This window comes from Pseudomonas sp. FP597 (assembly GCF_030687435.1).
Classification (GTDB): Bacteria; Pseudomonadota; Gammaproteobacteria; order Pseudomonadales; family Pseudomonadaceae; genus Aquipseudomonas; species Aquipseudomonas lactucae.
In genome coordinates this window covers 6,211,999-6,238,494 of sequence record NZ_CP117432.1, presented here as the reverse complement: position 1 = coordinate 6,238,494, position 26,496 = coordinate 6,211,999, and the positions used below count along the sequence as shown (strand labels likewise).

Annotated in this window: 27 protein-coding genes and 1 other RNA gene; 15 read left to right on the top strand and 13 right to left on the bottom strand. The window is 60.9% G+C overall.

The features are described 5' to 3' along the window. Positions 1-21 precede the first annotated feature (21 nt). Entirely contained in the window at positions 22-429 is a 408-nt protein-coding gene (locus tag PSH66_RS28705) for a flagellar basal body-associated protein FliL (RefSeq protein ID WP_003176818.1), read from the top strand. On the opposite strand, the gene PSH66_RS28700 is transcribed toward PSH66_RS28705, so the two are convergent. Together PSH66_RS28700 and PSH66_RS28695 are read right to left on the bottom strand one after the other, a co-directional pair. Further along, entirely contained in the window at positions 419-2,422 is a 2,004-nt protein-coding gene (locus PSH66_RS28700) for an acyltransferase family protein (protein WP_305428073.1), read from the bottom strand. The genes PSH66_RS28705 and PSH66_RS28700 overlap by 11 nt on opposite strands. Before the next feature lie 123 nt (positions 2,423-2,545). Then, positions 2,546-2,995, bottom strand: coding sequence for an EVE domain-containing protein (locus tag PSH66_RS28695; protein WP_003176816.1), 450 nt, complete (start codon positions 2,993-2,995; stop codon positions 2,546-2,548). Positions 2,996-3,190: 195 nt separating this feature from the next. Here PSH66_RS28695 and PSH66_RS28690 point away from each other — a divergent pair, with 195 nt between their 5' ends. Next, positions 3,191-3,337 carry a hypothetical protein gene (locus PSH66_RS28690; RefSeq protein ID WP_003176815.1) on the top strand — a complete coding sequence of 49 codons (147 nt, stop codon included), beginning with the start codon at positions 3,191-3,193 and terminating at the stop codon, positions 3,335-3,337. Positions 3,338-3,344: 7 nt separating this feature from the next. Here the strand turns inward: PSH66_RS28690 and PSH66_RS28685 are convergent, their stop codons facing one another. From PSH66_RS28685 to PSH66_RS28670, 4 genes are all read right to left on the bottom strand, one after another. After that, entirely contained in the window at positions 3,345-3,974 is a 630-nt protein-coding gene (locus PSH66_RS28685) for a 5-formyltetrahydrofolate cyclo-ligase (RefSeq protein ID WP_305429664.1), read from the bottom strand. A 59-nt stretch (positions 3,975-4,033) separates the two neighbouring features. Next, positions 4,034-4,212: non-coding RNA, 6S RNA (gene ssrS / locus PSH66_RS28680), on the bottom strand. A 30-nt stretch (positions 4,213-4,242) separates the two neighbouring features. Beyond that, a complete protein-coding gene (locus PSH66_RS28675; RefSeq protein ID WP_003176812.1) occupies positions 4,243-4,560 on the bottom strand; it encodes a cell division protein ZapA in 318 nt (105 codons plus the stop codon). Further along, positions 4,557-4,766: a TIGR02449 family protein gene (locus PSH66_RS28670; RefSeq protein ID WP_007982902.1), complete on the bottom strand. Its 210-nt coding sequence runs from the start codon at positions 4,764-4,766 to the stop codon at positions 4,557-4,559. The genes PSH66_RS28675 and PSH66_RS28670 overlap by 4 nt, the downstream gene beginning before the upstream one ends. A gap of 139 nt (positions 4,767-4,905) precedes the next feature. Between PSH66_RS28670 and PSH66_RS28665 the strand changes: the two genes are divergently transcribed. The 9 genes from PSH66_RS28665 (at position 4,906) to gcvH (ending at position 14,180) form a co-directional block, all read left to right on the top strand. Continuing rightward, positions 4,906-5,463: a YecA family protein gene (locus PSH66_RS28665; protein ID WP_003176809.1), complete on the top strand. Its 558-nt coding sequence runs from the start codon at positions 4,906-4,908 to the stop codon at positions 5,461-5,463. A 20-nt stretch (positions 5,464-5,483) separates the two neighbouring features. Further along, on the top strand, positions 5,484-6,806 hold the full coding sequence (pepP, locus tag PSH66_RS28660; RefSeq protein ID WP_003176808.1) for a Xaa-Pro aminopeptidase: 1,323 nt from the start codon (positions 5,484-5,486) through the stop codon (positions 6,804-6,806). Further along, a complete protein-coding gene (gene ubiH, locus PSH66_RS28655; protein WP_141062878.1) occupies positions 6,803-7,990 on the top strand; it encodes a 2-octaprenyl-6-methoxyphenyl hydroxylase in 1,188 nt (395 codons plus the stop codon). The genes pepP and ubiH overlap by 4 nt, the downstream gene beginning before the upstream one ends. After that, positions 7,983-8,468, top strand: a complete 486-nt coding sequence (locus PSH66_RS28650) for a DUF4442 domain-containing protein (protein ID WP_003176806.1) — start codon at positions 7,983-7,985, stop codon at positions 8,466-8,468. The genes ubiH and PSH66_RS28650 overlap by 8 nt, the downstream gene beginning before the upstream one ends. 9 nt (positions 8,469-8,477) lie before the next feature. Continuing rightward, entirely contained in the window at positions 8,478-9,695 is a 1,218-nt protein-coding gene (locus PSH66_RS28645) for a 2-octaprenyl-3-methyl-6-methoxy-1,4-benzoquinol hydroxylase (protein ID WP_003176805.1), read from the top strand. A 120-nt stretch (positions 9,696-9,815) separates the two neighbouring features. Continuing rightward, positions 9,816-10,820 carry an extracellular solute-binding protein gene (locus PSH66_RS28640; RefSeq protein WP_003176804.1) on the top strand — a complete coding sequence of 335 codons (1,005 nt, stop codon included), beginning with the start codon at positions 9,816-9,818 and terminating at the stop codon, positions 10,818-10,820. Positions 10,821-10,887: 67 nt separating this feature from the next. Continuing rightward, positions 10,888-12,504 (top strand): iron ABC transporter permease, encoded by a 1,617-nt coding sequence (locus PSH66_RS28635; protein WP_305428072.1) that lies wholly within the window; start codon positions 10,888-10,890, stop codon positions 12,502-12,504. A 157-nt stretch (positions 12,505-12,661) separates the two neighbouring features. Further along, entirely contained in the window at positions 12,662-13,744 is a 1,083-nt protein-coding gene (gcvT, locus tag PSH66_RS28630) for a glycine cleavage system aminomethyltransferase GcvT (RefSeq protein ID WP_305428071.1), read from the top strand. Between the two features lie 52 nt (positions 13,745-13,796). Further along, complete coding sequence (gcvH, locus tag PSH66_RS28625) at positions 13,797-14,180, top strand: glycine cleavage system protein GcvH (RefSeq protein ID WP_305428070.1); 384 nt, start codon at positions 13,797-13,799, stop codon at positions 14,178-14,180. Positions 14,181-14,306: 126 nt separating this feature from the next. On the opposite strand, the gene PSH66_RS28620 is transcribed toward gcvH, so the two are convergent. From PSH66_RS28620 to PSH66_RS28595, 6 genes are all read right to left on the bottom strand, one after another. Continuing rightward, on the bottom strand, positions 14,307-15,449 hold the full coding sequence (locus PSH66_RS28620; RefSeq protein ID WP_003176800.1) for a DegT/DnrJ/EryC1/StrS aminotransferase family protein: 1,143 nt from the start codon (positions 15,447-15,449) through the stop codon (positions 14,307-14,309). 162 nt (positions 15,450-15,611) lie between these two features. Further along, positions 15,612-15,926 carry a DUF2388 domain-containing protein gene (locus PSH66_RS28615; protein ID WP_003176799.1) on the bottom strand — a complete coding sequence of 105 codons (315 nt, stop codon included), beginning with the start codon at positions 15,924-15,926 and terminating at the stop codon, positions 15,612-15,614. 69 nt (positions 15,927-15,995) lie between these two features. Next, complete coding sequence (locus tag PSH66_RS28610; protein WP_003176798.1) at positions 15,996-16,442, bottom strand: NfeD family protein; 447 nt, start codon at positions 16,440-16,442, stop codon at positions 15,996-15,998. Positions 16,443-16,452: 10 nt separating this feature from the next. Continuing rightward, on the bottom strand, positions 16,453-17,373 hold the full coding sequence (locus PSH66_RS28605) for an SPFH domain-containing protein (protein WP_003176797.1): 921 nt from the start codon (positions 17,371-17,373) through the stop codon (positions 16,453-16,455). A gap of 77 nt (positions 17,374-17,450) precedes the next feature. Beyond that, positions 17,451-19,130: a GspE/PulE family protein gene (locus PSH66_RS28600; protein WP_305428069.1), complete on the bottom strand. Its 1,680-nt coding sequence runs from the start codon at positions 19,128-19,130 to the stop codon at positions 17,451-17,453. Between the two features lie 83 nt (positions 19,131-19,213). Next, positions 19,214-19,552, bottom strand: coding sequence for a hypothetical protein (locus PSH66_RS28595; RefSeq protein WP_003176795.1), 339 nt, complete (start codon positions 19,550-19,552; stop codon positions 19,214-19,216). Positions 19,553-19,679: 127 nt separating this feature from the next. Here PSH66_RS28595 and PSH66_RS28590 point away from each other — a divergent pair, with 127 nt between their 5' ends. After that, positions 19,680-20,150 carry an Lrp/AsnC family transcriptional regulator gene (locus PSH66_RS28590; RefSeq protein WP_003176794.1) on the top strand — a complete coding sequence of 157 codons (471 nt, stop codon included), beginning with the start codon at positions 19,680-19,682 and terminating at the stop codon, positions 20,148-20,150. A gap of 80 nt (positions 20,151-20,230) precedes the next feature. Here PSH66_RS28590 and PSH66_RS28585 read toward each other — a convergent pair whose 3' ends face one another. Then, positions 20,231-21,598: an inorganic triphosphatase gene (locus PSH66_RS28585; protein ID WP_141062881.1), complete on the bottom strand. Its 1,368-nt coding sequence runs from the start codon at positions 21,596-21,598 to the stop codon at positions 20,231-20,233. Between the two features lie 158 nt (positions 21,599-21,756). Here PSH66_RS28585 and argE point away from each other — a divergent pair, with 158 nt between their 5' ends. The 3 genes from argE to PSH66_RS28570 all read left to right on the top strand — a co-directional run bounded on the left by argE (position 21,757) and on the right by PSH66_RS28570 (position 26,318). Beyond that, positions 21,757-22,905 (top strand): acetylornithine deacetylase, encoded by a 1,149-nt coding sequence (gene argE / locus PSH66_RS28580; RefSeq protein ID WP_141062882.1) that lies wholly within the window; start codon positions 21,757-21,759, stop codon positions 22,903-22,905. Positions 22,906-23,040: 135 nt separating this feature from the next. After that, a complete protein-coding gene (argA, locus tag PSH66_RS28575; protein ID WP_003176791.1) occupies positions 23,041-24,342 on the top strand; it encodes an amino-acid N-acetyltransferase in 1,302 nt (433 codons plus the stop codon). 575 nt (positions 24,343-24,917) lie between these two features. Continuing rightward, positions 24,918-26,318, top strand: a complete 1,401-nt coding sequence (locus PSH66_RS28570; RefSeq protein WP_078735127.1) for an OprD family porin — start codon at positions 24,918-24,920, stop codon at positions 26,316-26,318. Positions 26,319-26,496 lie beyond the last annotated feature (178 nt).

Genomic DNA, 26,496 nt, shown 5'->3' with positions numbered 1-26,496 from the left:
ACCGAATTCGAGGAATGAACTGTGAAAGCGTGGATCCTGTTGATGCTGGCCCTGACCTTGCCGATGGCAGCCCAGGCCGAAGAAGCCAAAGAAGGCGAGGCGCCGAAGGTCAGCTATATCAGCCTGAGCCCGCCGTTCGTGGGTAACTATGGCCTGGATGGCACGGCGAAACTCAAGGTGTTCAAGGCCGATATCGCCCTGCGCGTGACCGGCGAGGAAGCGGCGAAGCTGGTCAAAGCCAATGACCCGTTGATTCGTAACCAGTTGGTGGCGCTGTTTACTCAGCAGACCAATGAGGCCATGAGCACTGTCGAGGGCAAGGAAAAGCTGCGCCAGGAAGCGCTGAAGCAAACGCAGCAATTGATGAATGACGAAACGGGTAAACCGGTGGTCGAGGACCTGTTGTTCAACAACCTGATCATTCAGTAAGCGGCGGCGTCACTCCCCAGATCTTCAGCAGTGCCGCCGTGAAGGACGGCTCCAGCACGCGGTTGCCATGGCCACTGAGGTGGTTGGTGTCGAAAAACAGCGGCTTGGCGCTTTCGTCATAGGCCGAGCAGGTCGGGCCCGGGCACAGCAGGGGCAGCGGGTCCCAGGCATACAGGGCGGGATAGTCCGCCTGCAGTTGTTGCAGCAGTTGCATCTGCGGGGCGCGCAACCTTTCCAGCTGGTCGCGCGCCATCGTCAGGCCGGGTGCGCAGACCGGGTTCATGCGGTTGAACCAGTCCGAGCAACGGTTGGGCGCAGCCTTGAATACCGGCTTTGGCGCATCGATCAGGACGTTGAACTGCGCGCCTTGCAAGCGGCTCAACAGCGTGTCTGCGGCGGACCTCGCGGCGCTCAGGTTGTCTGCGGTCAACTCGCTCAGCGCCTCATCGACGGTCGCCGCCTCGCCGTTGCGCCACTCACGACCGTTCAGTTCAGGCATCCGCAACGAGGCGAGGAAGACGATATCCCCCGGTTTGGCCTGCTCCTCGATTTGCTTGAGCTGCGCCTCTCGGGTGTTCGCACACCTTGCCGGATCGGGGCCGATAAGGCTGACCACACTGCAACCGCCCTCTTCATATTCCACCACCTGGATGCCCAGCCTCAGCGATACCAGCTTGAGCAGCGTGCGGTAGGCCGCCGTATGCGAGTCGCCGATGACGAACAGTTGGCGCCCCTGCAGGCTCGGGTCGTCGAGGGTGTCGATATCTTCCTGGGGGTAATGCCTGTAGGCGTACCAGGTGTAAGTATCGCGGGTCTGGCTGAGTGACAGCGTCGACGTGTTCTGCGTTACCCACAGCGCACTCAGCCATAGCAGCGTTGTCGCCATCGCGCCGGTTACGAAGGTCAGCCACGCATTGCGCTGAACCATCGATTGTCCGCTACGGATCGGTGTTTCGATCCAGTGATAGGAGGCTGCGGCCAGGGCAATGACCAGCAGCGGGTAGAGCAGCTGCACAACCAGCCACTCCAGGCCGGTGGTCCAGCGCAGGAATACCGCGACCGGCCAGTGCCACAAATACAGCGAATAGGACAGGCGGCCGACATAGGCCGCCAGCGGGTTTTGCAACACGCGCTGCACTGCGCTTGGCGGGCTGTCGGCGCGTAGCACTGTCCCGGCAATCATGGCCACCGCGCCTGCTACGGTGACCACAGCCCATGGAAAGGGGAACCGGCTGGGGTCGGCGAACAGAAAGCCGGTCACAACCAGGCCCAGGCCGATCGCCAGCAGTGTGGGCGCCAGGCGACAGAGGTGAGGTGTCACGGCCCGCGTGCCGATCAGTTGAAACAGGATCGCGCCGACCGCCAGCTCCCAGAAGCGCCCCGGCAGCAGGTAGAACGCCGACAGCGGCGCAGCTTCGACCTGCCATGCGCCGACGATCAACGAAACAACGGCCATCAACGGCAATGCCACCCAGGCAATGGGCGTGTGGCGTCGATAACGCAGCCAAAGGTAGAACAGCGCCGGGAATATCACATAAAACTGCTCTTCGACCCCCAGAGACCAGGTGTGCAAGTAGGGGTTGAGTTCGGTGCTGGGTGAAAAGTACGTGTCGGTGTTCCAGGCCAGCACAACGTTGCTCAGGCCAAAAAAGGCCGCGATGCCGGTGCTGTGTATGAGTTCGCTGAGCCAGAATTGCGGCATGAACATCGCTGATGCAATGAAGCTGACGCAGAGCACCGTCAGCAACGCGGGCATGATGCGTAGCAGGCGCCGCCGGTAAAAATCTTTTAGGTAGCGGCCGAAGGTCAGGTTGCGACGTTCCCACAGCGACTGGCTGATCACATACCCGGAGATCACGAAGAACAGGTCGACGCCGGTAAAGCCGCCTGGCAGCAGGTCGATGAAATCGAGGTGGAAAATGATGACGCCGAGGACGGCGATGGCGCGCAAGCCATCGATGGCGGGCTTGTAGGTGTGGGTGGGCAGGGACACGCTGGTCTCCTTGCGGAGTGGGCAAAGCCGTGATTCTGCCAAAGCGTGCCCCGCACGACGACTAGCTATTCGGACAGGTATAAGTCCGGGTGTGTCGGGATCGGTTGTGCACCGCGCGGGTATTCAACACAGCGCCAGGACGGCTGCCCATTGCTCGGCGGTGACTGGCATGACCGACAGCCGGCTGCCTTTTTGTACCAAAGGCAACTCGGCGAGGGCGGTTTGCTGCTTCAGGTAGCCGAGGCTCAGTACCTTGGGGAAGGTCTGGACATGGGAAACGTCGATAGCACTCCACGGATTTTTGTCGGATGTGGCCTTGGCGTCGAAATAGTGGCCTTCAGGCTCCAATGCGGTCGGATCGGGGTAGGCCGTCTTGACGATCTTGCCTATGCCGGCAATGCCCGGCTCGGGGCAGCTGGAATGGTAGAAGAAAAATTCATCGCCCTCGGCCATTGCCCGCAAAAAGTTGCGCGCCTGGTAATTGCGCACGCCATCCCAGCGCGCTTCACCGAGCTTTTCCAGGCCTTGGATGGAGAGTTCGTCGGGCTCGGATTTCATCAGCCAATAGGCCATTTTTGCACTCCTGAAAAAGGCAGTGGGCAAGTTGTCAGGCAATTTGATGACAAACCGACAGTCGGTTGGCGTCAAGGTTTGCGTGTTGGTTCACGTTATCGCAGAATGCCGGGATTTTAAGCTTGACGCAGCTGCAACGGACTACTTTGGAACGTTGTTGTCATCGTGTACGAGGTGCCTGAAGGGGGGCAATCGATGCAACGTAAACCGGATTTACTATGGATTTTGGTGATTTTGTTTGGTCTGGGCGTCGTGACCACCGGGTATGCGCAAAGCCTGTGGTCGAACAAGACCGATGCACCCGTTGAATTGACTCAACAGCAACAACCGTTCAAGCGCTGATACGGCTTCAAGGCGCCGCTGACTCCAGTGGCGCCTGCGCGATATACCACTTCCTGTCTGTGACGGTGCCGGCCAATGGCACATCCCAACTGGCCTGCGCCAATCGATCGACCTTCTGACATTCATGGGCCAGCCCCAGCAGCGTCGGCTTGCGCCAGCTTTGGCGGCGGGCAAGGTAGGCCAGGCTGCGGTCGTAGAAACCGCCGCCCATGCCCAGGCGGCCGCCGGCATCATCGAATCCCACCAGCGGCAGCAGCACCAGGTCCAGCGCCCAGACCTTGCGCTGGCGCTTGGCATTGACCCGTGGTTCCAGGATGCGAAAGCGATTGGGCCGCAGCGTTTCTCCAGGCCGCACGCGCTGGAACACCATCTTGGTCCGCGGCCAGGCACTCAGCACCGGCAGGTAAGTAGCCTTGCCTCGGCGCTGGGCGGCACGCAGCAGCAAGCGCGGATCGATTTCACCGTCCGTCGGTAGATATAAGGAAATATGTTTGGCCCGGCGAAACAGCGGGTGCTGTGCCAGTTGCCGATACAGGCCGAGGGCGGCCTGGCGCTGCTCGCTCGGCGTGAGGGCGCGGCGGGCCTTGCGCAACATGCGTCGAAGGTGCGGACGGGAAAGCGGCGCAGGTTCGGTCATGATTTTTCGGCTCATACAACAATGCCAGTCCGGGGACTGGCATTGAGTTTTGGGAATTCAGGCTCCCCGACAGCGCCGCTGTCGACTTAGCCCTTGAACCCGAAAGTTCAAGGTGGAAGAAGCAGTAGGCTTTAAGGCTTTCCGTCTAGCGGACATGCACACCAGCCCAACGTGCAACTTCCAGGGTAGTGCGAATCGGCTCCGGGACATCGCCGACTGGCAAACACGCCAGGGAGTGGGGCGAGTATACCTTAAACGGTCGCGGCAATCAGCCCTTGGGTGCGTCTGAGTCGCTGGACAGCACCAGGTCAACGCGTTCGAGCAGGTCGCGTACCTGCTCGCGGGTCGAGCCGCTGGCCTGTACGTCAGGGCGTTCCTGCTTGTGCAGCAAGTCGTGGGTAATGTTCAGCGCGGCCATCACAGCGATGCGGTCGGCGCCGATCACTTTGCCGCTGCTGCGGATCTCACGCATCTTGCCATCCAGGTAGCGGGCGGCGCTCACCAGGTTATTGCGCTCTTCCTGAGGGCAGATGATCGAATATTCTTTGTCGAGAATCTGCACGGTGACGCTATTGCTTGAACTCATGAGTCTTGCTCCAGGGCCTTCAGGCGCGAAATCATCGATTCGACCTTACGCCGGGCGATTTCGTTTTTTTCAATGAGGTGAGCGCGTTCCTCGCGCCAGGTCTTTTCCTGAGCTAATAGGAGTCCGTTTTGACTCTTAAGTTGCTCGACCCGAGTAATTAGCAATTCGAGTCTGGCCATCAGCGCTTGCAGGTCGGTGTCTTCCATTGGGTTCCACTGGATTTTGTCTGATGAATGGCAACTGCAGGATAAACGATCTGACGCCCTTGATAGTCTTGGTGCGTCTGCCGGTGCTAGGATACAGCGCTCCATTCTAGACATTGCGCCGTCTGGCGCCTAGCTCACCATGCCCATTCAGAACTCCCCGTACGATGCTTTCTCCAAACTGCTGAGCACCAGCGGCCATCCCTGCTCGCCTGCCGAGCTGCACGGCGTATTGCTGGGCCGCAGTTGCACCGGTGTCGGCTTTGACGCCGACAACTGGCTGGCCGATGTCGCCGAGCTGCTGGAAACCGAACCGACCGACAACGTGCGTAACGCACTGATCGGCCTGCAAGAGATGGTCAAGGGCGAGCTGACCGGTGATGACGTCACCGTGGTCCTGCTGTTGCCGACCGACGATGCGCCGCTCACCGAGCGTGCCGCCGCACTGGGCCAATGGTGCCAGGGCTTCCTCCACGGTTTCGGTGTGAACGCCGGTGGCCTGGAGTTGAGCACCGACGCCAAGGAAGTGCTGCAGGACTTGGCGGCCATCTCCCAGGTGCAGGACGCCCTGGAAGAGTCCGAAGACGGCGAAGGCGATTACATGGAAGTCATGGAATACCTGCGCGTCGCACCATTGCTGCTGTTCACCGAGACCAGGAAGTCCGCTGAGCCTGCTGCCCCCAAGCCTTCACTGCACTGAGAAAGGAAGCCCATCTGCCCATGATCCATATCCCCAAAGCGGAATACACCCGGCGCCGCAAGGCGCTCATGGCGCAGATGGAACCCAACAGCATCGCGATCCTGCCGGCCGCCGCCGTGGCTATCCGCAATCGCGATGTCGAGCACGTCTACCGCCAGGACAGTGATTTCCAGTACCTGAGCGGTTTCCCCGAGCCGGAAGCGGTGATCGTGCTGATGCCCGGTCGCCAGCATGGCGAGTACGTGCTGTTCTGCCGCGAACGCAATGCCGAACGCGAATTGTGGGACGGCCTGCGCGCCGGTACCGAAGGTGCGATTCGTGATTTTGGCGCCGACGACGCGTTTCCCATCACCGATATCGACGACATCCTGCCCGGCCTGATCGAAGGCCGCGACCGGGTGTATTCGGCCATGGGCAGCAACGCCGAATTCGACCGGCACCTGATGGAATGGATCAACGTGATCCGCTCCAAAGCGCATCTGGGGGCGCAGCCGCCGAATGAATTCGTTGCCCTGGATCATCTGCTCCACGACATGCGCCTGTATAAATCGGCGGCGGAAGTGAAGGTGATGCGCGAAGCCGCGCGGATTTCCTGCGCGGCCCACGTCAAGGCGATGCAGGCCAGTCGCGCCGGGCTGCATGAGTTCAGCCTGGAAGCCGAGTTGGATTACGAATTCCGTAAAGGTGGCGCGAAAATGCCCGCTTACGGCTCCATCGTCGCCGCCGGGCGTAACAGCTGCATCCTGCACTACCAGCAGAATGACGCGCTGCTCAAGGACGGTGACCTGGTGCTGATCGACGCCGGTTGCGAGATCGACTGCTACGCCAGCGACATCACCCGCACCTGGCCGGTCAATGGCAGGTTTTCAGCTGAACAGAAAGCGATCTACGAGATTGTGCTGGCCTCCCAGGAAGCCGCCTTTGCCGAGATCGCACCGAACAAGCATTGGAACCAGGCCCATGAGGCGACCGTGCAGGTCATCACCGCCGGGTTGGTAAAGCTGGGGCTGTTGCAAGGTGACGTCGACGAACTGATTGCCGGCGAAGCCTATAAACCCTTCTATATGCACCGCGCCGGCCATTGGCTGGGGATGGATGTGCATGACGTGGGTGAGTACAAGGTGGGCGGTGAATGGCGCGTGCTGGAAGTCGGCATGGCACTCACCGTGGAGCCGGGCATTTATATTTCGCCGGACAACCAGAACGTGGCAAAGAAATGGCGTGGCATTGGCGTACGCATCGAGGACGACGTGGTGGTGACCAAGCAAGGCTGTGAAATCCTGACCGGCGGCGTGCCCAAGACCGTCGCCGAGATCGAAGCCCTGATGGCGGCTGCCCGATGAGCCGGGTCAACCTGGCGATCATCGGCGGCGGCCTGGTGGGCGCCAGCCTGGCGCTGGCACTGCAGGCCGGGGCCAAGGCGCGCGGCTGGAAAATCGTGTTGATCGAACCTTTCGCGCCGGGTGACAGCTACCAACCGAGCTACGACGCGCGCTCGTCGGCGTTGTCGTTTGGCGCCCGGCAGATTTATCAGCGCCTGGGGGTATGGCAGGCCATCTCCCCTCGCGCCGAACCGATCAAGCAGATTCATGTGTCGGACAAAGGCCGCTTCTCTACCGCGCGCTTGTCTGCCTTGGAGGAGGGCGTGCCGGCCCTGGGCTATGTGGTGGAAAACGCCTGGCTCGGCCAATGCCTGTGGCAAGGCCTGGACAAAGATGTGGTGAGCTGGCGCTGCCCGGCGGAAGTCACGCGCATGGAGCCGCTGTCCGGTGGTTATCGCCTCACCCTCAACGATGAAACCGTGTTGGAATGCGACCTTGCGGTATTGGCCGATGGTGGTCGCTCCGGCTTGCGCGAGCAGTTGGGCGTCGGCGTGAAAACCCGGCCGTACAACCAGAGCGCGCTGATCGCCAACATCACCCCAAGCGAGTCCCACAACGGCGAAGCCTTCGAGCGCTTCACCGAGCAAGGCCCGATGGCGTTGCTGCCGCTGCCGGACAATCGCTGCGCGCTGGTGTGGACCCGTATCGGCATGGACGCCCAACGCCTGGCCGCCCTTGACGAGCGCAGTTTCCTGAGCGAATTGCAGGGCGTGTTCGGTTACCGCCTGGGCACGCTGAAACAAGTCGGCGCGCGACATCTGTATCCGCTGACCCTGGTGGAAGCCGAAGAGCAAGTACGCTCGCACCTGGCGATCCTCGGCAATGCCGCCCACAGCCTGCACCCGATTGCCGGGCAGGGTTTCAACCTGTCGCTGCGCGATGCGAATGCCTTGGCCGAGGCCCTGCTGGCCGGGCCTGCGGTGCCGGGCGACCTGGCGACGCTGCAGGCTTATCGCGAGCGCCAGCACCTGGATCAGAAGTTGACCGTGGGTTTTTCCGACCAGGTCACGCGGCTGTTTGGCAGTGCTCAACCCTTGGTCGCGCTGGGCCGCAACATGGGCCTGCTGGGCCTGGACCTGTTGCCGCCGGCCAAGCGCTGGTTCGCCCGTCAGGCGATGGGCCTGGGGACGCGTCCCGATGCTTAAGTGGTTGATCGAACGGCTGGGCAAGGCGCGGTTGTTGCGTTGGGTCATGACCCTGTACCCGCCGTACCTGGGCGCCGGGGTCAGCGTACAGCATATGAGCGCCGACTTTCGTCACGTCAAAGTGCGCATGGGCCTGGGTTGGTATAACCGCAATTACGTCGGCACCCAGTTCGGTGGCAGCCTGTATTCGATGGTCGACCCGTTCTACATGCTGATGCTCATGGAGAACCTGGGCCGTGACTACATCGTGTGGGACAAGGCCGCGAGCATCGACTTCATCTCGCCGGGCAAGGGCCCGGTGTATGCCGAATTTTTTATCGACGATGCGTTGTTGGATGAGGTACGTCGACAGACCGAAGGCGGCGAGAAATATCTGCCCCACCTCAAGGTCCAGATTCATGACGGCTCCGGCACTTTGGTCGCGCGGGTCGACAAAACCCTTTACGTGCGGCGCAAGCCGCCAGCAAGACAGGTTTAAAGCATGGACATGCGCGCAGATGTGCTGATTGTCGGGGCCGGAATGGTCGGAAGCGCCCTGGCGCTGGCGTTGCAAGGCAGTGGCCTGCAAGTGCTGCTGCTCGACGGCAGCCCGCTGAGTGTCAAGCCGTTCGACCGTGACGCGGCCTTCGAGCCTCGGGTGAGTGCCCTGTCGGCGGCCAGCCAGCGCATCCTGGAGCGCCTCGGCGTGTGGGATGGCATTGTCTCGCGCCGCGCCAGCCCCTATGGCGAGATGCAGGTGTGGGATGGCAGCGGCACCGGGCAGATCCACTTCTCGGCGGCCAGCGTGCATGCCGAAGTGCTCGGGCATATCGTCGAAAACCGCGTGGTGCAGGACGCCTTGCTCGAGCGCCTGCACGACTGCGACCTGGGTTTGCTGGCCAACGCACGCCTGGAGCAGATGCGCCGCTCCGGCGATGACTGGCTGCTGACCCTGGCCGATGGCCGAACTTTGCGCGCGCCGTTGGTGGTCGCGGCCGATGGCGCCAACTCCGCCGTGCGCCGCCTTACCGGCACGGCGACCCGTGAGTGGGATTACCTGCATAACGCTATCGTCACCAGCGTACGCAGCAGCCAGCCGCACCAGCGCACGGCCTGGCAGCGGTTTACCGATACCGGCCCGCTGGCGTTTTTGCCATTGGAGCGGGACGGGCAGCAGGATTGGTGCTCGATCGTCTGGTCGACCACGCCGGCTGAGTCCGAACGCTTGATGTCGTTGGATGACGAGGCGTTTTGCCGTGCGCTGGAGCGCGCCTTTGAAGGGCGCCTGGGCACCGTCGTCAGCGCCGATCCAAGGGTTTGCGTGCCGTTGCGTCAACGCCATGCCAAACGCTATGTGGCCGAGGGCCTGGCATTGATCGGCGACGCGGCCCATGTGATCCATCCGCTGGCCGGGCAGGGCGTGAACCTGGGTTTCCTCGATGCGGCAGTGCTTGCCGACGTGTTGTTGTCGGCCACCGAACGTGGCGAGCGCCTGGCGGATGTGAAAGTGCTCAGCCGTTACGAGCGCCGGCGCATGCCGCATAACCTGGCGTTGATGGCGGCGATGGAGGGCTTTGAGCGGTTGTTCCAGGCCGATCAACTGCCGTTGCGCTGGTTGCGCAATGCCGGGTTGAAAATGGTCGACCAGATGCCCGAAGCCAAGGCCGTTTTTGTGCGCCAGGCCTTGGGTTTGACCGGCGATCTGCCGGAGCTGGCCAAACCTTGAATTGCCATACGTCGGTTGCCTATTAAGCCGTGGTGCAACATCTGGTAACGCCTCCACCAAGCGTTACCAAATGTGAGTCCTTATCATTTGCTCTCTTTTTGCAAATGAGAGACCGCCCCCATGTTGGCACCCAAGCGCCTCCTGACTGCCCTGGCACTCACCCTGATCGGCAGCACCACCGTGCAGGCAGCCGACGAGGTGGTGGTTTACTCCTCACGCATCGACGAACTGATCAAGCCGGTGTTTGATGCCTACACCAAAAAGACCGGTGTGCAGGTGAAGTTCATCACCGACAAGGAAGCCCCGCTGATGCAGCGCATCAAGGCCGAGGGCGAAAACGCCACCGCCGACCTGCTGCTCACCGTCGACGCCGGCAACCTCTGGCAAGCCGAGCAGATGGGCATCCTGCAACCGTTCACCTCCGCAGTGATCGACAAGAATATTCCACTGCAATACCGTTCATCCGCCCACGCCTGGACGGGGTTGAGCCTGCGCGCGCGGACCATCGCCTACTCCACCGACCGGGTAAAGCCGGGTGACCTGACCACTTATGAGGCCCTGGCCGACAAGCAGTGGGAAGGCCGTCTGTGCCTGCGTACCGCGAAGAAGGTCTATAACCAGTCGCTGACCGCGACCCTGATCGAAACCCACGGCGCAGCCAAGACCGAAGCAATCGTCAAGGGCTGGGTGAATAACCTGTCCACCGACGTGTTCTCCGATGACATCGCGGTACTGGAAGCAATCAATGCCGGGCAATGCGACGTGGGGATCGTCAACACCTACTACTACGGCCGCCTGCACAAGCAGAAACCGGACCTGGCGGTGAAGCTGTTCTGGCCGAACCAGGGCGACCGTGGCGTGCATGTGAACCTGTCGGGCATCGGCCTGACCAAGAACGCACCGCACCCTGAAGCCGCCAAGGCGCTGGTGGAATGGATGACCACGCCTGAGGCGCAGCAGATATTTGCTGACGTGAACCAGGAGTTTCCGGCCAACCCGGCGGTGCCACCGTCGGCCGAAGTGGCGACTTGGGGTAAATTTGTGGCCGACACGTTACCGGTGGAAGTGGCGGGTAAGCGTCAGGCCGAGGCGATTCGGTTGATGGATCGGGCGGGCTGGAACTGACACACAGCAGGTTGAAATGTCACTGTTTTGTGTTTGTCTTTAGATACTATTCCCAGAGAGTTAACCCTTGGCCCACCCCGCCCAGCGCCGCTGGTACCTGCCGGTCTTCACCGTCGCTGCCCTGGTGCTGCTGCCGCTGAGCGTGCTGTTGCTGTCCTGGCAAAGCATTGACGCACAGATCTGGTCCCACCTCTGGGAAACCCAGATGCCACGCCTGTTGGGCAACACCCTGACGTTGGTGGTGGGCGTCGGCATCGGCGTAACGCTGCTGGGTGTAAGCCTGGCATGGCTGACCAGCCTTTGCGAATTCCCCGGACGCCGCTGGCTGGACTGGGCGTTGATGCTGCCTTTTGCCATTCCCGCGTACGTGCTGGCCTTCGTCTTCGTGGGGCTCCTGGATTTTTCCGGCCCGGTGCAGACCCTGTTGCGCGAATGGCTCGGTACGGGCTTGCGCCTGCCGCGCGTGCGCTCCACCAGCGGCGTGATCATCGTATTGGTGCTGGTGTTCTATCCCTACGTCTACTTGCTGGCGCGCTCCGCATTCCTGGCTCAGGGCAAGGGGCTGATGGAGGCGGCGCGGGTGCTGGGGCAATCGCCGTGGCAAGCGTTCTGGCGTGTGGCGCTGCCCATGGCGCGACCGGCGATCGGCGCCGGGGTCGCCCTGGCCTTGATGGAAACCCTGGCGGATTTCGGCGCGGTCTCGGTGTTCAACTTCGATACGTTCACCACGGCCATCTATAAGACTTGGTACGGCTTTTTCAGCCTGTCCAGCGCGGCGCAACTGGCCAGCCTGTTGCTGTTGGTGGTGATGCTGGTGCTCTACGGCGAGCGTCGCGCCCGAGGCGCCAGTCGGCCCGGCAATGAACGGCCGCGTGGCAAGGCGCTGTATCACCTGCACGGGGTCAAGGCAGCGGCGGCGAGCGGTTGGTGTGGCCTGGTATTCGCCTGTGCGTTTGTCATTCCAGTGCTGCAATTGGTCGCCTGGTTCTGGCAGCGCGGTCGTTTCGACCTGGATGAGCGCTATTCGGGCCTGATCGTCCACACGCTTTACCTGGGCGGGATCGCCGCGCTGTTCACGGTCAGCGTGGCGCTGGTATTGGCGTTCGCCAACCGCCTGGCGCCGACTCGCGCGATCCGCTCCGGCATCAGCCTGGCCAATGTCGGTTATGCCCTGCCGGGCTCGGTGCTGGCGGTGTCGATCATGCTGGCGTTCAGTTACCTGGACCGCGAACTGGTGGTGCCGCTGTCGGGCTGGCTGGGCGGGGCGGGCAAGCCTTTGTTGTTGGGCAGTCTGTCGGCGCTGGTGCTGGCGTATCTGGTGCGTTTTCTGGCAGTGGCCTATGGCCCGCTGGAAAGCAGCCTGGCGCGTATCCGTCCATCGCTACCGGAAGCGGCACGCAGTTTGGGCGTGAGCGGGCCGCGACTGTTTTGCAAAGTGTATCTGCCGCTTTTGCTTCCCGGCACCTTGAGCGCGGCGCTGCTGGTGTTTGTCGATGTGCTCAAGGAAATGCCTGCCACCCTGCTGATGCGCCCGTTCGGCTGGGACACCCTGGCGGTGCGGGTCTTTGAAATGACCAGCGAAGGCGAGTGGGCGCGGGCCTCTTTGCCGGCGCTGACATTGGTGTTGGTGGGCCTGCTGCCGGTGATCGGGCTGATCCGCCGCTCCGCCCGCCCCATCGGTTAGGTGCCAGTCCTACGGCTTGCGGCTACAATGCGCGGCATTCGGTGCGCTCCATCTTTCGGATAGGGTCGTTGTATGTGGCTGCAGCCCTTGTATTTCAAGGCGTTCAGCCGCTAACAGCGGCGCTGCGCACCCTCGCCAAGCCCGGAAGGAGAAACCCATGGGACAGCGTACGCCTCTGTATGACCTGCATCTCGCCCTCGGCGCGAAAATGGTCGATTTTGGCGGTTGGGATATGCCTCTGCATTACGGCTCGCAGGTTGAAGAGCACCATCAGGTGCGACGCGACTGCGGGGTGTTCGATGTATCTCATATGACCGTGATCGATGTCACAGGCCCTCAGGCCAGGGAATGGCTCCGGCACCTGCTGGCCAATGACGTCGATCGTTTGCATGGCTGCGGCCGTGCGTTGTACAGCGCGATGCTCAACGAGCGGGGCGGCGTGGTGGACGATATGATCGTGTACCGCACCGAGACCGGTTATCGGTTGGTGGTCAACGCCGCCACCCGCGACCAGGACATGGGCTGGATGCAGGCGCAACTGGGCGACTACCCCGTGCAGTTGCAGGAGCGGTCCGAGTTGGCCATGCTCGCGATTCAAGGCCCCCATGCCCGGCAAAAGATCGCTGAGCTGGTCACCCAGTCGCGCGGCACCCTGATTCGCCAGCTCAAGCCTTTTGAAGGTCAGGCCGATGGCGATTGGTTTATCGCCCGCACCGGTTACACCGGCGAAGACGGCCTGGAAATTGTCCTGCCTGCGGATCAGGCCCCCGGTTTTTTCAATGATCTGGTGGGCGCGGGCATTTCACCGATCGGCCTCGGTGCACGGGATACCCTGCGTCTGGAAGCCGGGATGAACCTGTACGGCCAGGATATCCACCAGGCCGTTTCGCCCCTGGCCGCCAACATGGCCTGGAGCATCGCCTGGGAACCGACCGAGCGCAATTTTATCGGTCGTGGGGCATTGGAAGCCGAATTGGCAACGGGTGTGCAGTCCAAACTGGTCGGGCTGGTATTGGAAGAGCGCGGCGTTTTACGCGCTCACCAGGTGGTTCGCATCGCCAATGTTGGCGAAGGGGAGATCACCAGTGGTAGTTTCTCTCCTACGCTGAGCAAATCCATTGCCCTGGCGCGTGTACCGACGGCGACTGCCGATCGGGCCGAAGTGGAAATCCGCGGCAAGTGGTACCCGGTTCGGGTGGTCAAACCGACCTTTGTGCGCCATGGCAAAACCTTGATCTAACTATTTCCGGCAGGCCTAAGGCCGCTGACATTACTTCTTGAGGACACAGACTATGAGCGATATCCCTGCGAACCTGCGTTTTGCCGAAAGTCATGAATGGGCCCTTCTCGAAGCTGACGGCACCGTGACCGTCGGGATCTCCGACCATGCCCAGGAAGCGTTGGGGGATGTGGTGTTTGTTGAGCTGGCCGAAGTCGGCGCCACGTTCGAGGCTCAAGGCCAGGCAGGCGTGGTTGAGTCGGTGAAGGCCGCTTCGGATATCTACTCGCCGATTGCCGGTGAAGTGATTGCCGTCAACGAAGAGCTGGGTGGCAGCCCTGAGCTGCTGAACTCCGACCCTTACGGCGCCTGGATCTTCAAGCTCAAGCCAAACGACAAGGCTGATCTGGATAAACTGCTGGATGCCGCCGGCTACAAAGCTGCCATCGGCGAATAAACGCACGACCCGTGTGGGAGGGGGCTTGCTCCCGATGACGGAGTGTCAGTTCACTGATCAGTAACTGATCCACCGCCATCGGGAGCAAGCCCCCTCCTACATTCAGCCGAGGTCAGCCGTGAGTGCTTAGTTTGCTCTCAGGACTGCTTTTACCGCCGCCACCGACCGCTCCACATCGGCCTCTGTCATCGCCGTGAACATCGGCAACGACACGATCAAGCGCCCAACCTTTTCCGCCACCGGGAACATGCCCTCCTTGAACCCCTGCGCCCGATACAGGCTCAGCAGGTGAATCGGTGGGTAGTGATAGCCAATGCCGACACCATGGGCCTGCATCTGCTCCATGAAGGTGGCGCGGGCGGGCAGGCCGTCCTGACGCTCCGGCAGCACCAGTTGGAACAGGTGCCAGTTGCTGTTTTCGAAATCTGCCGGCGGCAGTTGTGCGCCGTATTGCGCTTCAAAGTCGCTGCCGAAGCATTTGAAGTAATGTCGCGCCAGGTTCTGGCGGTGGGCGGTGATCTGCTCGATATGTGCAAACTGCCCCAGACCGATGGCGGCGGCGATATCCGTCATGTTGAACTTGCCGCCCAACACGTCCACATCCAGGCCGTCAAAACCGCTGCGGGTGACGCCTTGCAGGCGGTACTTCTCCGCCAGGCGCGCCTCTTCGGCGTTATTCAAAACCAGGCAGCCGCCTTCGGAACACGTGATGTTCTTATTGGCCTGGAAGCTGAACGACACGAAGTCCCCTGTGGCGCCAATGCGCTCGCCGTCCCAGCTGGAGCCCAGCGCTTGCGCGGCGTCTTCGACGATACGCAGGTTGTACTTGTTGGCCAGTGCGTAAAGCATCGGCATGTCCAGCGGCAGGCCTGCCAGGTAGACCGGGATGATTGCCTTGGTACGCGGGGTGATCGCGGCTTCTACCTGGGCCAGGTCGATATTGCGGGTAACCGGGTCGATATCGGCAAACACGGGCGTGGCGCCCACCTCCAGGATCACGTTGGCCGTGGCGACCCAGGAGATCGGCGTGGTGATGACTTCATCGCCTGGCCCGACACCGGCGATGCGCAACGCAATCTCCATGGTGCAGGTGCCTGAGTTGAATGTACGCACCGGCCGGCCGCCAAAGTACTCCGACAGTTGCGCTTCGAACGCCTGTACTTTCGGGCCGCTGGTGATCCAGCCCGAGCGCAGTACATCACCGACCGCCGAGATGGTGGCTTCATCAATGGTAGGTTTGGAGAACGGCAGGAAGGGCTGTTGGCTCATGACGACGAAGGCATCCGTTTCAGGTGGGCGATGAGAGGCTTATCAGTACCGGCATGGTTGCACGGCCTGACTGAATATAGCCTGTCGTCTGTGAATGAAACGTCACCTGGCGGGCAAAAAAATGCCGCTTGAACAAGCGGCATTTTTTTTGGGGGGCGAGTTTTACTCAGTGACAGCATTCTTCGCGAGGATAGCGTTGGCCAGTTCCATATCCGTGGCTTGCAGGCCTGGGTTATCGGCGCGGACCTTCTGCATGGCGGCTTCCAGGTACGGGCCGCGAATGCCGCCGTCGCTGGCAACGAAGCTGCCGGCGTCGTCTTGTGCGGCAACCACCAGCTTGTGGTCCTTGAAGGTCAGGTACGTCGAGCCAGTGGTGGCGCCCGACGAGATGACGTTGCGCCAGAAACTGTCGGCCATGGCTGAACCGACAGGAAGGGAAAGCACAGCGAGGGTGGCGACAGCATATTTGAGACGCATGATGGGTGACTCCGGTGGGGTTATCTGCAGGTTTTGATTGTAGATAGCCCAACCGAGTTCCATCACTGACTAAACAGTTTCAACCTTTAAAATCACCCCGTCCTGACCAACGACCCGGACTTGAGCGCCTACGGGGCTGTCGGGGCCGGTCACCATCCACACGCCATCACCGACTTTCACCTTGCCCCGGCCGTCCACAATCGCCTGGTGCACCACGAAGGTGCGACCAACCAGCTCCGAGCCTCGTTCATTCAGCCCAGGTTGGTCACTGGCCTTGGCACTGCTGCGTTGGCGTTTCCACCAGTACACGGCCGTCAGTATCGACAACACTGCGAACAACAACAGTTGCCATTCCAGGCCGAGCGGCGGTACCAGAAACTTGATCACACCCACGGCCGCAGCGGCGATACCCATCCACAACAGGTAACCGCCGGCGCCGAAGACCTCAAGGATCAACAGCACCGTGCCCAGTGCCAGCCAATCCCAAAATGACAGGTGCTGCAGGAAATCCCACATGGTGCTGGCCTCAGCCTTTCTTGTTATCGAACGTGGCCTTGACGATCTCGCCAATGCCGCCAACCGCACCAATCACCTGGCTGGCTTCAAGCGGCATGAGGATCACCTTGCTGTTGTTGGCTGATGCCAGCTTGCCCAGCGCGTCGATATATTTTTGCGCGACGAAGTAATTGACCGCCTGCACGTTGCCCGAGGCGATCGCTTCCGACACCACCTGGGTCGCGCGTGCTTCCGCCTCGGCCTGACGCTCACGGGCTTCGGATTCGAGGAATGCTGCCTGGCGGCTGCCTTCGGCTTCCAGGATCTGCGCCTGCTTTTTACCTTCGGCCGTCAGGATCGCCGACGCTCGCAGGCCCTCGGCCTCAAGAATTTGCGCGCGCTTGATCCGCTCGGCTTTCATCTGGCCCGACATGGCGGCCATCAGGTCGGCGGGCGGGCTGATGTCCTTGATCTCGATACGGGTGATCTTGATGCCCCACGGCGCGGTGGCTTCATCCACGGTTCTCAGGAGTTTTTCGTTGATGCCGTCACGCTGGCTGAGCATGGCATCCAGCTCCATGGAGCCGAGGACGGTACGAATATTGGTTTGCAGCAGGTTGCGAATGGCGTGTTCGAGGTTGTTGACCTCATAGGCGGCCTGGGCGGTATTGACCACTTGGAAGAAACACACGGCGTCGATCTGCACCGTGGCGTTGTCGGCGGTGATCACTTCCTGGGGCGGGATGTCCAGCACGCTTTCCATCACGTTGATCTTGCGACCGATGCGGTCCATGACCGGGATGATGATGTTCAGGCCAGGCTTGAGGGTATTGGTATAGCGGCCGAAACGTTCGACCGTCCACTGGTAGCCCTGGGGCACCACCTTGAAGCCCATGAAAAGGATGGCGATGGCCAAACCCACGAAAAGAAGCAGTACGGTTCCGATCTGCATAGCGATTCCCTATCTGATGGTGTCAGTGAAACGACGTTGCGCCGATTGTAACGGTGTTGCCACCGATAAGAACGGTTTCAAAGCGCCGTAATCATAGGATTTGTTACCGAATCCCCAGGCGTTACCCGCAACACTTCCGCCATCGTGGTCAGCCCTGCTTCAACCTTTGTCATGCCGGACATGCGCAGGTCATGCATGCCTTGCGCAATAGCGGCAGCCCGCAGGGACTGAACGTCGGCGCCTGGAGTGATCAGCGCCTTGAGCGCATCGTCCAGCACCATGATTTCGTAGACCCCGGCTCGCCCCCGATACCCGCTGTTTCTACATTCGGCGCACCCGGCAGCCTCATACACGTCGCCCGTTGCGCGCTTGCAGTGAGGGCACAGCAACCGTACCAAGCGTTGCGCCATCACGCCTAACAGCGTGGCCTTGATTAAATAATGCGCAATACCCAGCTCCTGCAAGCGACTGATCGCACTGGGCGCGTCGTTGGTGTGCAGGGTCGACAGCACCAAATGCCCGGTCAGTGCGGCCTGGATCGCCATTTCTGCGGTTTCCTGGTCGCGTATTTCGCCAATCATGATGATGTCCGGGTCCTGGCGCAGCAGTGCGCGGATGCCGCTGGCGAAGGTCAGGTCGATATTGTGTTGCACCTGCATCTGATTGAAGCCGGGTTCAACCATCTCGATCGGGTCTTCAACCGTGCACAGGTTGACTTCGCGGGTCGCCAGCTGCTTGAGCGTGGTGTAGAGGGTGCTGGTCTTGCCGGAGCCGGTGGGCCCGGTGACCAGGATGATGCCGTTGGTCTGGCGGGTCATGCCGTGCCAGCGTTGCTGGTCTTCCAGGGACAGGCCCAACTGGTCGAAGTCCTTGAGCAACACCTGCGGGTCGAAAATCCGCATCACCAGTTTTTCGCCAAAGGCGGTAGGCAAGGTCGACAGACGCAGCTCGACCTCCGCGCCCGTCGGGCTTTTGGTCTTGACCCGGCCGTCCTGGGGTTTGCGTTTTTCCGCCACGTTCATCCGTCCCAGGCTCTTGAGCCGGCTCACCACCGCCATCGTCACCTGGGGTGGAAACTGGTAGACATCGTGCAACAACCCATCAATGCGAAAACGCACCCGGCCCTGTTCACGGCAAGGTTCGATATGGATATCACTGGCCCGCTGGCTAAAGGCGTACTGCAGCAACCAATCGACGATATTGACGATGTGCGCATCGTTGGCGTCCGGTTCCTGGTCGCTGGCGCCGAGGTTGAGCAGGTCGAAGTTGCCGGGCACCGCCACCTTTTGATCCGCACCGCTGACGGACTTCGCCAGCCGATAAAACTCGCCGATACAGCGCGTAATCTCCTGGGGGTTGGCCACCACGCGCGTGATGGAACGCTTGAGCACCTGCGCCAGCCCGGCCTCCCAAGCGGTGACGAGGGGTTGGGCGCTGGCGATCGTGACGGACTGCGCGTCCACCGCCACGGCAAGGATTCCGTGGCGCTGGGCAAAGGCATGGGACATCAGCGGCACCACCTTCGCCACGTCGATCTTCAGTGGGTCGATGCGCAGATAAGGTTGCCCGACATGCTGGGCAAGCCATTGGGTCAGGGTTTCCAGGCAGGGCCCGAGGGTTGCGACGTGCTCCAGCGGATGCTGGATGTTGCCGGCGGGCAGTTTCGACAAGCGCTTTGCGGTGTCGTCGCTGATCAGTTCGGAACCGACCAAAGCCGGCAGCAATTGATGCAATTCCAATCGTCGATCAACAGACATGTGGGTTTTCCTGGGTAACCTCGGACGTACTCCCAGGCTAGCCACCCCCTGAATATTCGCCGCCCACCGTGTATTGCAGGCTTTTACCGGGCGGCTGCCGACACCGCCTGCGGGCCCACGGAGTCGGCCGGCCACACATCCAGCGTGCACACGCTGATCAGGTTTCGAATCTTTTCACCGATCACCTGGGCCCGATGCCAGCTCAAGCCGTCCATCACGATTTCGATGCTCAGCACGTCGTCTTGCCGAGTCACACTGACCTGCCGAGGCGTCAGAAACTGCAGCGCGAAATAGTTAAGCACCCGACACAACACATCCGGTTCAGCCTCGGCGACGATCTGGTAATGGGCCTGGCAATGGGCGTTGTTGACGGCCCATGCATCGACGCGAGTATCGGGGTGGGTAGTTTCGACGACGTGCATGTTGGCTCTCCAGTTTTGACTGAAGAAATTTTTACATTCGCTTACGGAGATTTCTTATCTAAGATGAGCTTGATTCAACATTATTCGAATCATCTAATTCAAGAGTATCGCTATAAAAGGTATTTCTATGCACAGCCAATTGGACGCTTATGACCGCCGCATCCTGGCCCTGCTGCAAGAGGATGCTTCGCTCTCGAGTGCGCAGATCGCCGAGCAGGTCGGCCTGTCCCAGTCACCCTGCTGGCGGCGCATCCAACGGCTCAAGGACGAGGGTGTGATCCGCGGCCAGGTGACCCTGCTGGACCGCAAGAAGATCGGCCTTAACACGCAGATTTTCGCCGAGGTCAAACTCAACGCTCACGGGCGATCCAACTTCACCGAGTTCACCGAGGCGATTCGTGGCTTTCCGGAAGTATTGGAGTGTTACGTGCTGATGGGCGCGGTGGATTTTCTGCTGCGCATCGTGGCGTCGGACATTGAGGCGTACGAGCGGTTTTTCTTCGACAAGTTGTCGATGGTGCCGGGGATTCAGGAGGTCAATTCGATCGTGGCGTTGTCGGAGATCAAGTCCACCACCAGCCTGCCAGTATTGCGCTGACAGGCAGGGCCTCATCGGGGGCAAGTCGAATCGTCGTACCGCCCCTCCCACGCTGGAGGGGCTTGCCGTCGATGGCGATCTTACAGACGCAGAAGAGTCTTCCAGGCGCGGTTCTGATACACCGCAATCGCCTGATGCATCCGCGCATCCAGCGACTCATCGGTGATCGGCTGATTGGCCAGTTGCACCAGCTTGTTCAGCTCGCCGTACAACCGGTCCAGTTCCGGGATGTCCACCACCTGGCGTGCATGGTGCAGCCAGGCCTGGATGCGTTCGATACGCGGCAGTTGCTCGGCCAGGTCTTCCGGCTGTTGCTGGTAGCGCGGCAGTTGCAGGGCGACGGCATCGTCGGCCAGCAGGCGCGGCAGCCAGTTGGTGATTTGCGCGGCGCCCTGACGGTTGCCCCGCACGTTACGCTCGGCGGTCCAGCTGCGGGCCAGCAGCCAGCGCGAAGTGTTCAGTGAGAACAGGCCCCAGCGCAGGTCCTCCAGTTCTTCGGCGAACTGCTCGGGTGCGGCTTTGCGAATGTCTTCGTCGTCGTCACCGGCCTGTACCAGCGGGCGCCAGTCTTCCAGCAGGGCATCCAGTGCGCTGCGCAGTTCGGCGGTGGATTGGCGCGGTGCGGCCTGGCCGAGGCTGCCGATCAGGGCGCGCAACTCACCGAGGTTGTCGACCCAGTCCTGCAGCAGGCGCCAGTGGCCATTGAAGCGGTATTGCTCGGCCAGGCGCTGGCTGCTGCCCAGCAGGTGCCACATGATTGCGGCGAAGGCGTCGTCCAATGGCATTTCGGCCTGGATCTGCGGTGCCGGCAGGCTCAGGGAGTAGCTGCCTGCATCGTACAGGCGGTAGCCGCGCTCGGCCTTGCTGATATCGCATGGCATCAGCGCCAGGGTCGCGGCCAATTCAGCGGCCAGTTCCAGCAGGGCAGCCGGTTCACCTTCGCGCAGTTCCAGTTCCAGCTCGCAGATTTCTTCTTTCTGCTTGCCGACCACTACGTGGCCCAGGTCCAACGCGGCCTCGATCACCACCTTGGCCTTGCCACGGCCCCAGGCGATTTCGGCGCGTTCGCGCACGAAATCGGTGGTGAAGATCGGCTTGAGGGTCTTTTTGTCCAGCTCGGCCAGTTGCTCGGGCCAGCATTCGCCGTCGAGTTTCTTCACGTCGAGTTTGGCTTTGGGCAGGTCCCAGTTGTACTCGTTGCGTTCCGACAAACCGGCGACGCTCTGGCCGCGGGTCTTGAGGGTCTGGATGATGGCGTCACCGTCCTTGCGCAAACGCAGGGCGACTTTGGCCTGGGCCAGGTCGCGTTCGGGGGTGTCGAAATATTGATTCATCAACTCAAGGCGTTCCCAGCCACTTTTGTTGCGTTTTTTCAGTAACGGGTGCTCACGCAGCGCGGCGAGTGTTTCGCGGCTGACGCGGAGCTTGATTTCGGTTTCTTTCTGCATGGCCGGAAAATCCAGGATCGGGAGCGCAGCCGGGGAAAAAGGTGGCTGCCAAGGCCGTGCAGTGTACAGGAGTGAGCCCGGCAACGTGCCGCAACGGTTTATTGTGTCGTGCAGATGGTTCTATAGTGGGGTTCATCCGGGAAGTTGAGAGGCCGCGCATGCCATTACCGTCCATGAAAGAGCAGTTCGCCGCGCTGATTGCCGCGCCTTCGGTCAGTTGCACCCAAGCCTCTCTCGACCAGACCAACCGCCCGGTGATCGATTTGCTCGCCAATTGGCTGGGCGACCTGGGGTTTGCCATCGACATCCAGCAGGTCAGTCCCGGCAAATTCAACCTGCTGGCAAGTTTCGGCAGTGGTCCTGGCGGCCTGGTGCTGGCGGGCCATAGCGATACGGTGCCCTATGACGCCGCGCTGTGGAAAACCGACCCGCTCAAGCTGACTGAAGTCGACGGCCGCTGGGTAGGATTGGGCAGTTGCGACATGAAGGGCTTTTTCGCTCTGGCGATTGAAGCGGTGTTGCCGCTGCTGGACCAGCCGTTCAAGCAACCCTTGCTGATCCTCGCCACCTGCGATGAGGAAAGCTCCATGTCCGGCGCCCGCGCGCTGGCCGAAGCCGGGCGTCCACTGGGCCGCGCGGCGGTGATCGGCGAGCCCACCGGGCTCAAACCGATCCGCCTGCATAAAGGCGTGATGATGGAGCGCATCGATATCCTGGGCCAGAGTGGCCACTCGTCGGACCCCAGCCTGGGCCACAGCGCTCTTGAAGCGATGCACGATGCCATCGGCGAATTGCGCGGTCTGCGCCTGGCCTGGCAGCGTGAATACCGCAACCCGCAATTCAGCGTGCCGCAGCCGACCATGAACTTCGGCTGTATCCACGGCGGCGACAACCCCAACCGCATTTGCGGTCAGTGCTCACTGGAGTTTGACCTGCGGCCGTTGCCGGGCATGGACCCGCAAGTGCTGCGCGCGGCCATCCGGCAGAAGCTCGAACCCCTGGCCGAGCGCCACAAGGTCAAGATCGACTACGCGCCGCTGTTCCCCGAAGTGCCGCCGTTCGAACAACCGGAAGACGCCGAACTGGTGCGGGTGGCGGAACGATTGACCGGTCATCGTGCCGAAGCAGTGGCGTTCGGCACCGAAGCGCCTTATCTTCAGCGCCTTGGGTGTGAAACCCTGGTATTGGGCCCTGGCGATATCGCCTGTGCTCACCAGCCGGGCGAGTACCTCGAAATGTCACGCTTGGCGCCTACAGTGCGTCTATTGCGGGAACTGATCGAACATTACTGCCTGAAACCCGCATAAATTAACCCTTGCCTGTTCGTACATAAAAGGAGAGTGAGCGTGTCGCCAAGCCTGTTCCGACGATAACCATCAGCCCGCTGTGCGCTTCCACGATTCATCCTTGTTTGGCTGCTTTTTATTACAGGCCCAGGTGTTATGCCCGAATACGTCAATTGGCTTCGTCACGCTTCGCCCTACATCAACGCCCACCGCGACTGCACCTTTGTGGTCATGCTGCCCGGCGACGGTGTGGACCATCCGAACTTCGGCAATATCGTCCACGACCTGGTGCTGCTGCACAGCCTGGGCGTGCGGCTGGTGCTGGTCCACGGTTCGCGCCCGCAGATCGAAGCGCGCCTTGAAGCGCGTGGTCTGACCCCGATTTATCACGAAGGCATGCGCATCACCGATGCCGCAACGCTGGAATGTGTGATCGACGCGGTCGGCCACCTGCGTATCGCCATCGAAGCGCGCTTGTCGATGGACATGGCCTCGTCGCCCATGCAGGGCTCGCGCCTGCGGGTGGCCAGCGGCAACCTGGTGACCGCGCGTCCGATCGGCGTGCTGGAAGGTGTGGACTACCACCACACCGGCGAAGTGCGCCGCGTCGACCGCAAGGGCATCAACCGTCTGTTGGATGAGCGCTCCATCGTGCTGCTGTCGCCACTGGGGTATTCACCCACGGGTGAGATTTTTAACCTGGCCTGCGAAGACGTCGCCACCCGCGCCGCCATCGATCTGGGTGCCGATAAGCTGCTGCTGTTCGGTGCCGATCTAGGTCTGATCGACGAAAATGGCCGCCTGGTGCGCGAGCTGCGCCCGCAACAGGTACCGGCCCACCTGCAACGCCTGGGCAGCAGCAACTACCAGGCCGAACTGCTTGATGCGGCGGCCGAGGCTTGCCGTGGCGGGGTAGGGCGCAGTCATATCGTCAGCTACGCCGAGGACGGCGCCTTGCTTACGGAGCTGTTCACCCGCGACGGCGGCGGTACGCTGGTGGCGCAGGAGCAGTTCGAACAAGTGCGCGAGGCGGCGATTGAAGACGTCGGCGGCTTGCTCGACCTGATCAGCCCACTGGAAGAACAGGGCATTTTGGTGCGTCGTTCGCGGGAAGTGCTGGAGCGTGAAATCGAGCAGTTCAGTGTGGTCGAGCGCGAGGGCATGATCATCGCCTGTGCGGCGCTGTATCAGATCGCCGATTCGGACGCCGGCGAGCTGGCCTGCCTGGCGGTGAACCCGGAATACCGCCATGGCGCGCGAGGTGACGTGTTGCTGGAGCGCATCCAGACCCGTGCGCGGGCCCAGGGGCTGAAAACCTTGTTCGTACTCACCACGCGCACCGCCCACTGGTTCCGCGAGCGGGGGTTTGTGCCAAGCAGTGTGGACCGCCTGCCGTCGGCGCGTGCCTCGCTGTACAACTATCAGCGTAATTCGAAGATCTTCGAGAAAGCCTTGTAAAACCCTCCCCTCCGACCATCGAGCAGGCTCGCGTAAGCACCGGCCTGCTCGGCGGCTCGGTCTTTCAAGTCACAACTGAAATTTAAGCATTCTTGATCTCACGCCGATAACGGGATGGCGACTGTGGGTAGATTGCGGTCGGCAAAGAAATTATTAGTGACACAAAAACTGTAACAAATTGACTGGAGGATGTGCGTTTCGCCATGATGGCGTCGCCTTTTTGATCATGGGTGACGTATGTAATGGCGCGTCCACCCTAATCGATCTAAAAAAGTGCTAACAAATACCCTTTAGGAATGAGCTTATGGAACGGTTGGTCTACCCTGACTGCTCCATGTCACGTAAAGGCTTATTCCCAAATCGTATGAAAAAGAATGAAACAATTCTTTTTGGGTGTATGAAAAACTCATTACCCTGCAGGGACCAAAACAACTGTGATTAGACGAAGGTAGTAGACACACAAGGTTACGATTGACTTGCCAGTCACTATCCGGCGCTAATCGCGCATCTGTGGATCGAGGGCGTCAGACCCGAGACCGAAGAAATACAAAAATTAGAAATGAGAGGAGCGGTACATGAATAAGTCCACCTTGGCTTTGGCTGTAGCTTTGGGCGCAATCGCCCAGCAAGCAGGCGCTGCCGGTTTCATCGAAGACAGCAAGGCCACACTGGGTCTGCGTAACTTTTACATCAATACCGATAACCGTGACGACGCTACCAAAGCGGCCGGCGCGCAGAACAAGTCGGAAGAATGGGGCCAAGCTTTCGACCTGCGCTTCATCTCCGGTTACACCCAAGGCACCGTAGGCTTTGGTCTTGACGCCATTGGGCTGCTGGGCGTGCGTCTGGATTCGGGCGGCGGCACCAACGGTGCAACCGCTGCGTCGGCTGGCAACGCTGGCTCTTATGGCGGCACGGTTTTCCCGAGCAAGTCCAATGGTGAAGCCGTTGATAACTACTCCAGCCTGGGCCTGACCGCTAAAGCCAAGATCTCCCAGACCGAACTGAAGTTGGGTACTTTGCAGCCTAAGCTGCCGGTAATCATCACCAACGATGGTCGTCTGCTGCCGCAGACTTTCCAGGGTGGCCAGATCACCACCAACGACATCAAGGACCTGACGCTGGTTGCCGGTCAGATCGAAAAGGCCAAGGGTCGTAACTCCAGCAACGTCGAGAACCTGTCTCTCGCGGGCGCCAACGGCCGTACCGCCGCTGGCCGCGACAGCAACAAGTTCATCTACGCCGGTGGCGACTACAAGATCACCAAAGACCTGACTGCCCAGTACTACTACGGCAATCTGGATCAGTTCTACAAGCAGCACTTCCTGGGCTTGCTGCACAACTGGGCGATCGGTCCTGGCGTGTTGAAAACCGACCTGCGCTACTTCAACAGCCGCGCTGACGGTGCCAACAGCAACGACGCGAACTACTTCACCACTGGTGACTACGGCACTAACGCTGCTGGCGCTAACGTCACCAAAGGTAAAGTCGACAACAACCTTTACAGCGGCTTGTTCCTGTACTCGGTGGCCGGTCACACCTTCGGTGGTGGTTACCAGGTCAGCAACGGCAACAGCGACTTCCCATGGTTGAACCAAGGTGACGGTTCGTCGGCTTACTTGACCACTGACTCGCAGATCGCCAAATTCGCCCGTGCTGGCGAGCGTACTTGGCAAGCTCGTTACGCGTACGACTTCGCCAAAGTTGGCGTACCAGGCTTGACCGCCGGTGTGGTTTATCTGCGTGGCGACAATATCGATACTCGCGGCCGGGTGGGTGTTGCTCAGGTCCAAACAAACTCCAATGGCGCGAACGAGTGGGAACGTGACATCACTGTTGCCTACGTCGTACCAGAAGGTACTTTCAAGAACGTTGGCGTGGCCTGGAAAAACGCCATGTGGCGCAACGATATTGCCGGTCAGCGTAACCAAGACGAAAACCGTGTGATCGTCAGTTACTCGCTGCCACTGCTGTAATAGCGTAATGCTGTTGTAAGACCGTAAAACCTTGCCCGGCGCAACGCCGGGCAAGGTGTCTTGCCTTTCAAGTCGGGCTAAACCCCCGCAAGCCCTTCCTGAAACCCCTCTTTGTACAGCGTCTCAAGGCCTTCTCGAACCTTGAAAGCAATGGTGCACCTCGCCCTTTCCCACGTCC

Bases quoted from the DNA above. Each gene is read 5' to 3' on its own strand.
- PSH66_RS28695 (WP_003176816.1), bottom strand. From the start codon at position 2,995: ATGGCCTATTGGCTGATGAAATCCGAGCCCGACGAACTCTCCATCCAA.
- argE (WP_141062882.1), top strand. From the start codon at position 21,757: ATGCCATTACCGTCCATGAAAGAGCAGTTCGCCGCGCTGATTGCCGCG.
- PSH66_RS28610 (WP_003176798.1), bottom strand. From the start codon at position 16,442: ATGTGGGATTTCCTGCAGCACCTGTCATTTTGGGATTGGCTGGCACTG.
- PSH66_RS28665 (WP_003176809.1), top strand. From the start codon at position 4,906: ATGCCCATTCAGAACTCCCCGTACGATGCTTTCTCCAAACTGCTGAGC.
- PSH66_RS28645 (WP_003176805.1), top strand. From the start codon at position 8,478: ATGCGCGCAGATGTGCTGATTGTCGGGGCCGGAATGGTCGGAAGCGCC.
- PSH66_RS28640 (WP_003176804.1), top strand. From the start codon at position 9,816: ATGTTGGCACCCAAGCGCCTCCTGACTGCCCTGGCACTCACCCTGATC.
- argA (WP_003176791.1), top strand. From the start codon at position 23,041: ATGCCCGAATACGTCAATTGGCTTCGTCACGCTTCGCCCTACATCAAC.
- ubiH (WP_141062878.1), top strand. From the start codon at position 6,803: ATGAGCCGGGTCAACCTGGCGATCATCGGCGGCGGCCTGGTGGGCGCC.
- PSH66_RS28595 (WP_003176795.1), bottom strand. From the start codon at position 19,552: ATGCACGTCGTCGAAACTACCCACCCCGATACTCGCGTCGATGCATGG.
- gcvH (WP_305428070.1), top strand. From the start codon at position 13,797: ATGAGCGATATCCCTGCGAACCTGCGTTTTGCCGAAAGTCATGAATGG.
- PSH66_RS28585 (WP_141062881.1), bottom strand. From the start codon at position 21,598: ATGCAGAAAGAAACCGAAATCAAGCTCCGCGTCAGCCGCGAAACACTC.
- pepP (WP_003176808.1), top strand. From the start codon at position 5,484: ATGATCCATATCCCCAAAGCGGAATACACCCGGCGCCGCAAGGCGCTC.
- PSH66_RS28675 (WP_003176812.1), bottom strand. From the start codon at position 4,560: ATGAGTTCAAGCAATAGCGTCACCGTGCAGATTCTCGACAAAGAATAT.
- PSH66_RS28620 (WP_003176800.1), bottom strand. From the start codon at position 15,449: ATGAGCCAACAGCCCTTCCTGCCGTTCTCCAAACCTACCATTGATGAA.
- PSH66_RS28600 (WP_305428069.1), bottom strand. From the start codon at position 19,130: ATGTCTGTTGATCGACGATTGGAATTGCATCAATTGCTGCCGGCTTTG.
- PSH66_RS28605 (WP_003176797.1), bottom strand. From the start codon at position 17,373: ATGCAGATCGGAACCGTACTGCTTCTTTTCGTGGGTTTGGCCATCGCC.
- PSH66_RS28615 (WP_003176799.1), bottom strand. From the start codon at position 15,926: ATGCGTCTCAAATATGCTGTCGCCACCCTCGCTGTGCTTTCCCTTCCT.
- PSH66_RS28570 (WP_078735127.1), top strand. From the start codon at position 24,918: ATGAATAAGTCCACCTTGGCTTTGGCTGTAGCTTTGGGCGCAATCGCC.
- gcvT (WP_305428071.1), top strand. From the start codon at position 12,662: ATGGGACAGCGTACGCCTCTGTATGACCTGCATCTCGCCCTCGGCGCG.
- PSH66_RS28690 (WP_003176815.1), top strand. From the start codon at position 3,191: ATGCAACGTAAACCGGATTTACTATGGATTTTGGTGATTTTGTTTGGT.
- PSH66_RS28590 (WP_003176794.1), top strand. From the start codon at position 19,680: ATGCACAGCCAATTGGACGCTTATGACCGCCGCATCCTGGCCCTGCTG.
- PSH66_RS28670 (WP_007982902.1), bottom strand. From the start codon at position 4,766: ATGGAAGACACCGACCTGCAAGCGCTGATGGCCAGACTCGAATTGCTA.
- PSH66_RS28685 (WP_305429664.1), bottom strand. From the start codon at position 3,974: ATGACCGAACCTGCGCCGCTTTCCCGTCCGCACCTTCGACGCATGTTG.
- PSH66_RS28650 (WP_003176806.1), top strand. From the start codon at position 7,983: ATGCTTAAGTGGTTGATCGAACGGCTGGGCAAGGCGCGGTTGTTGCGT.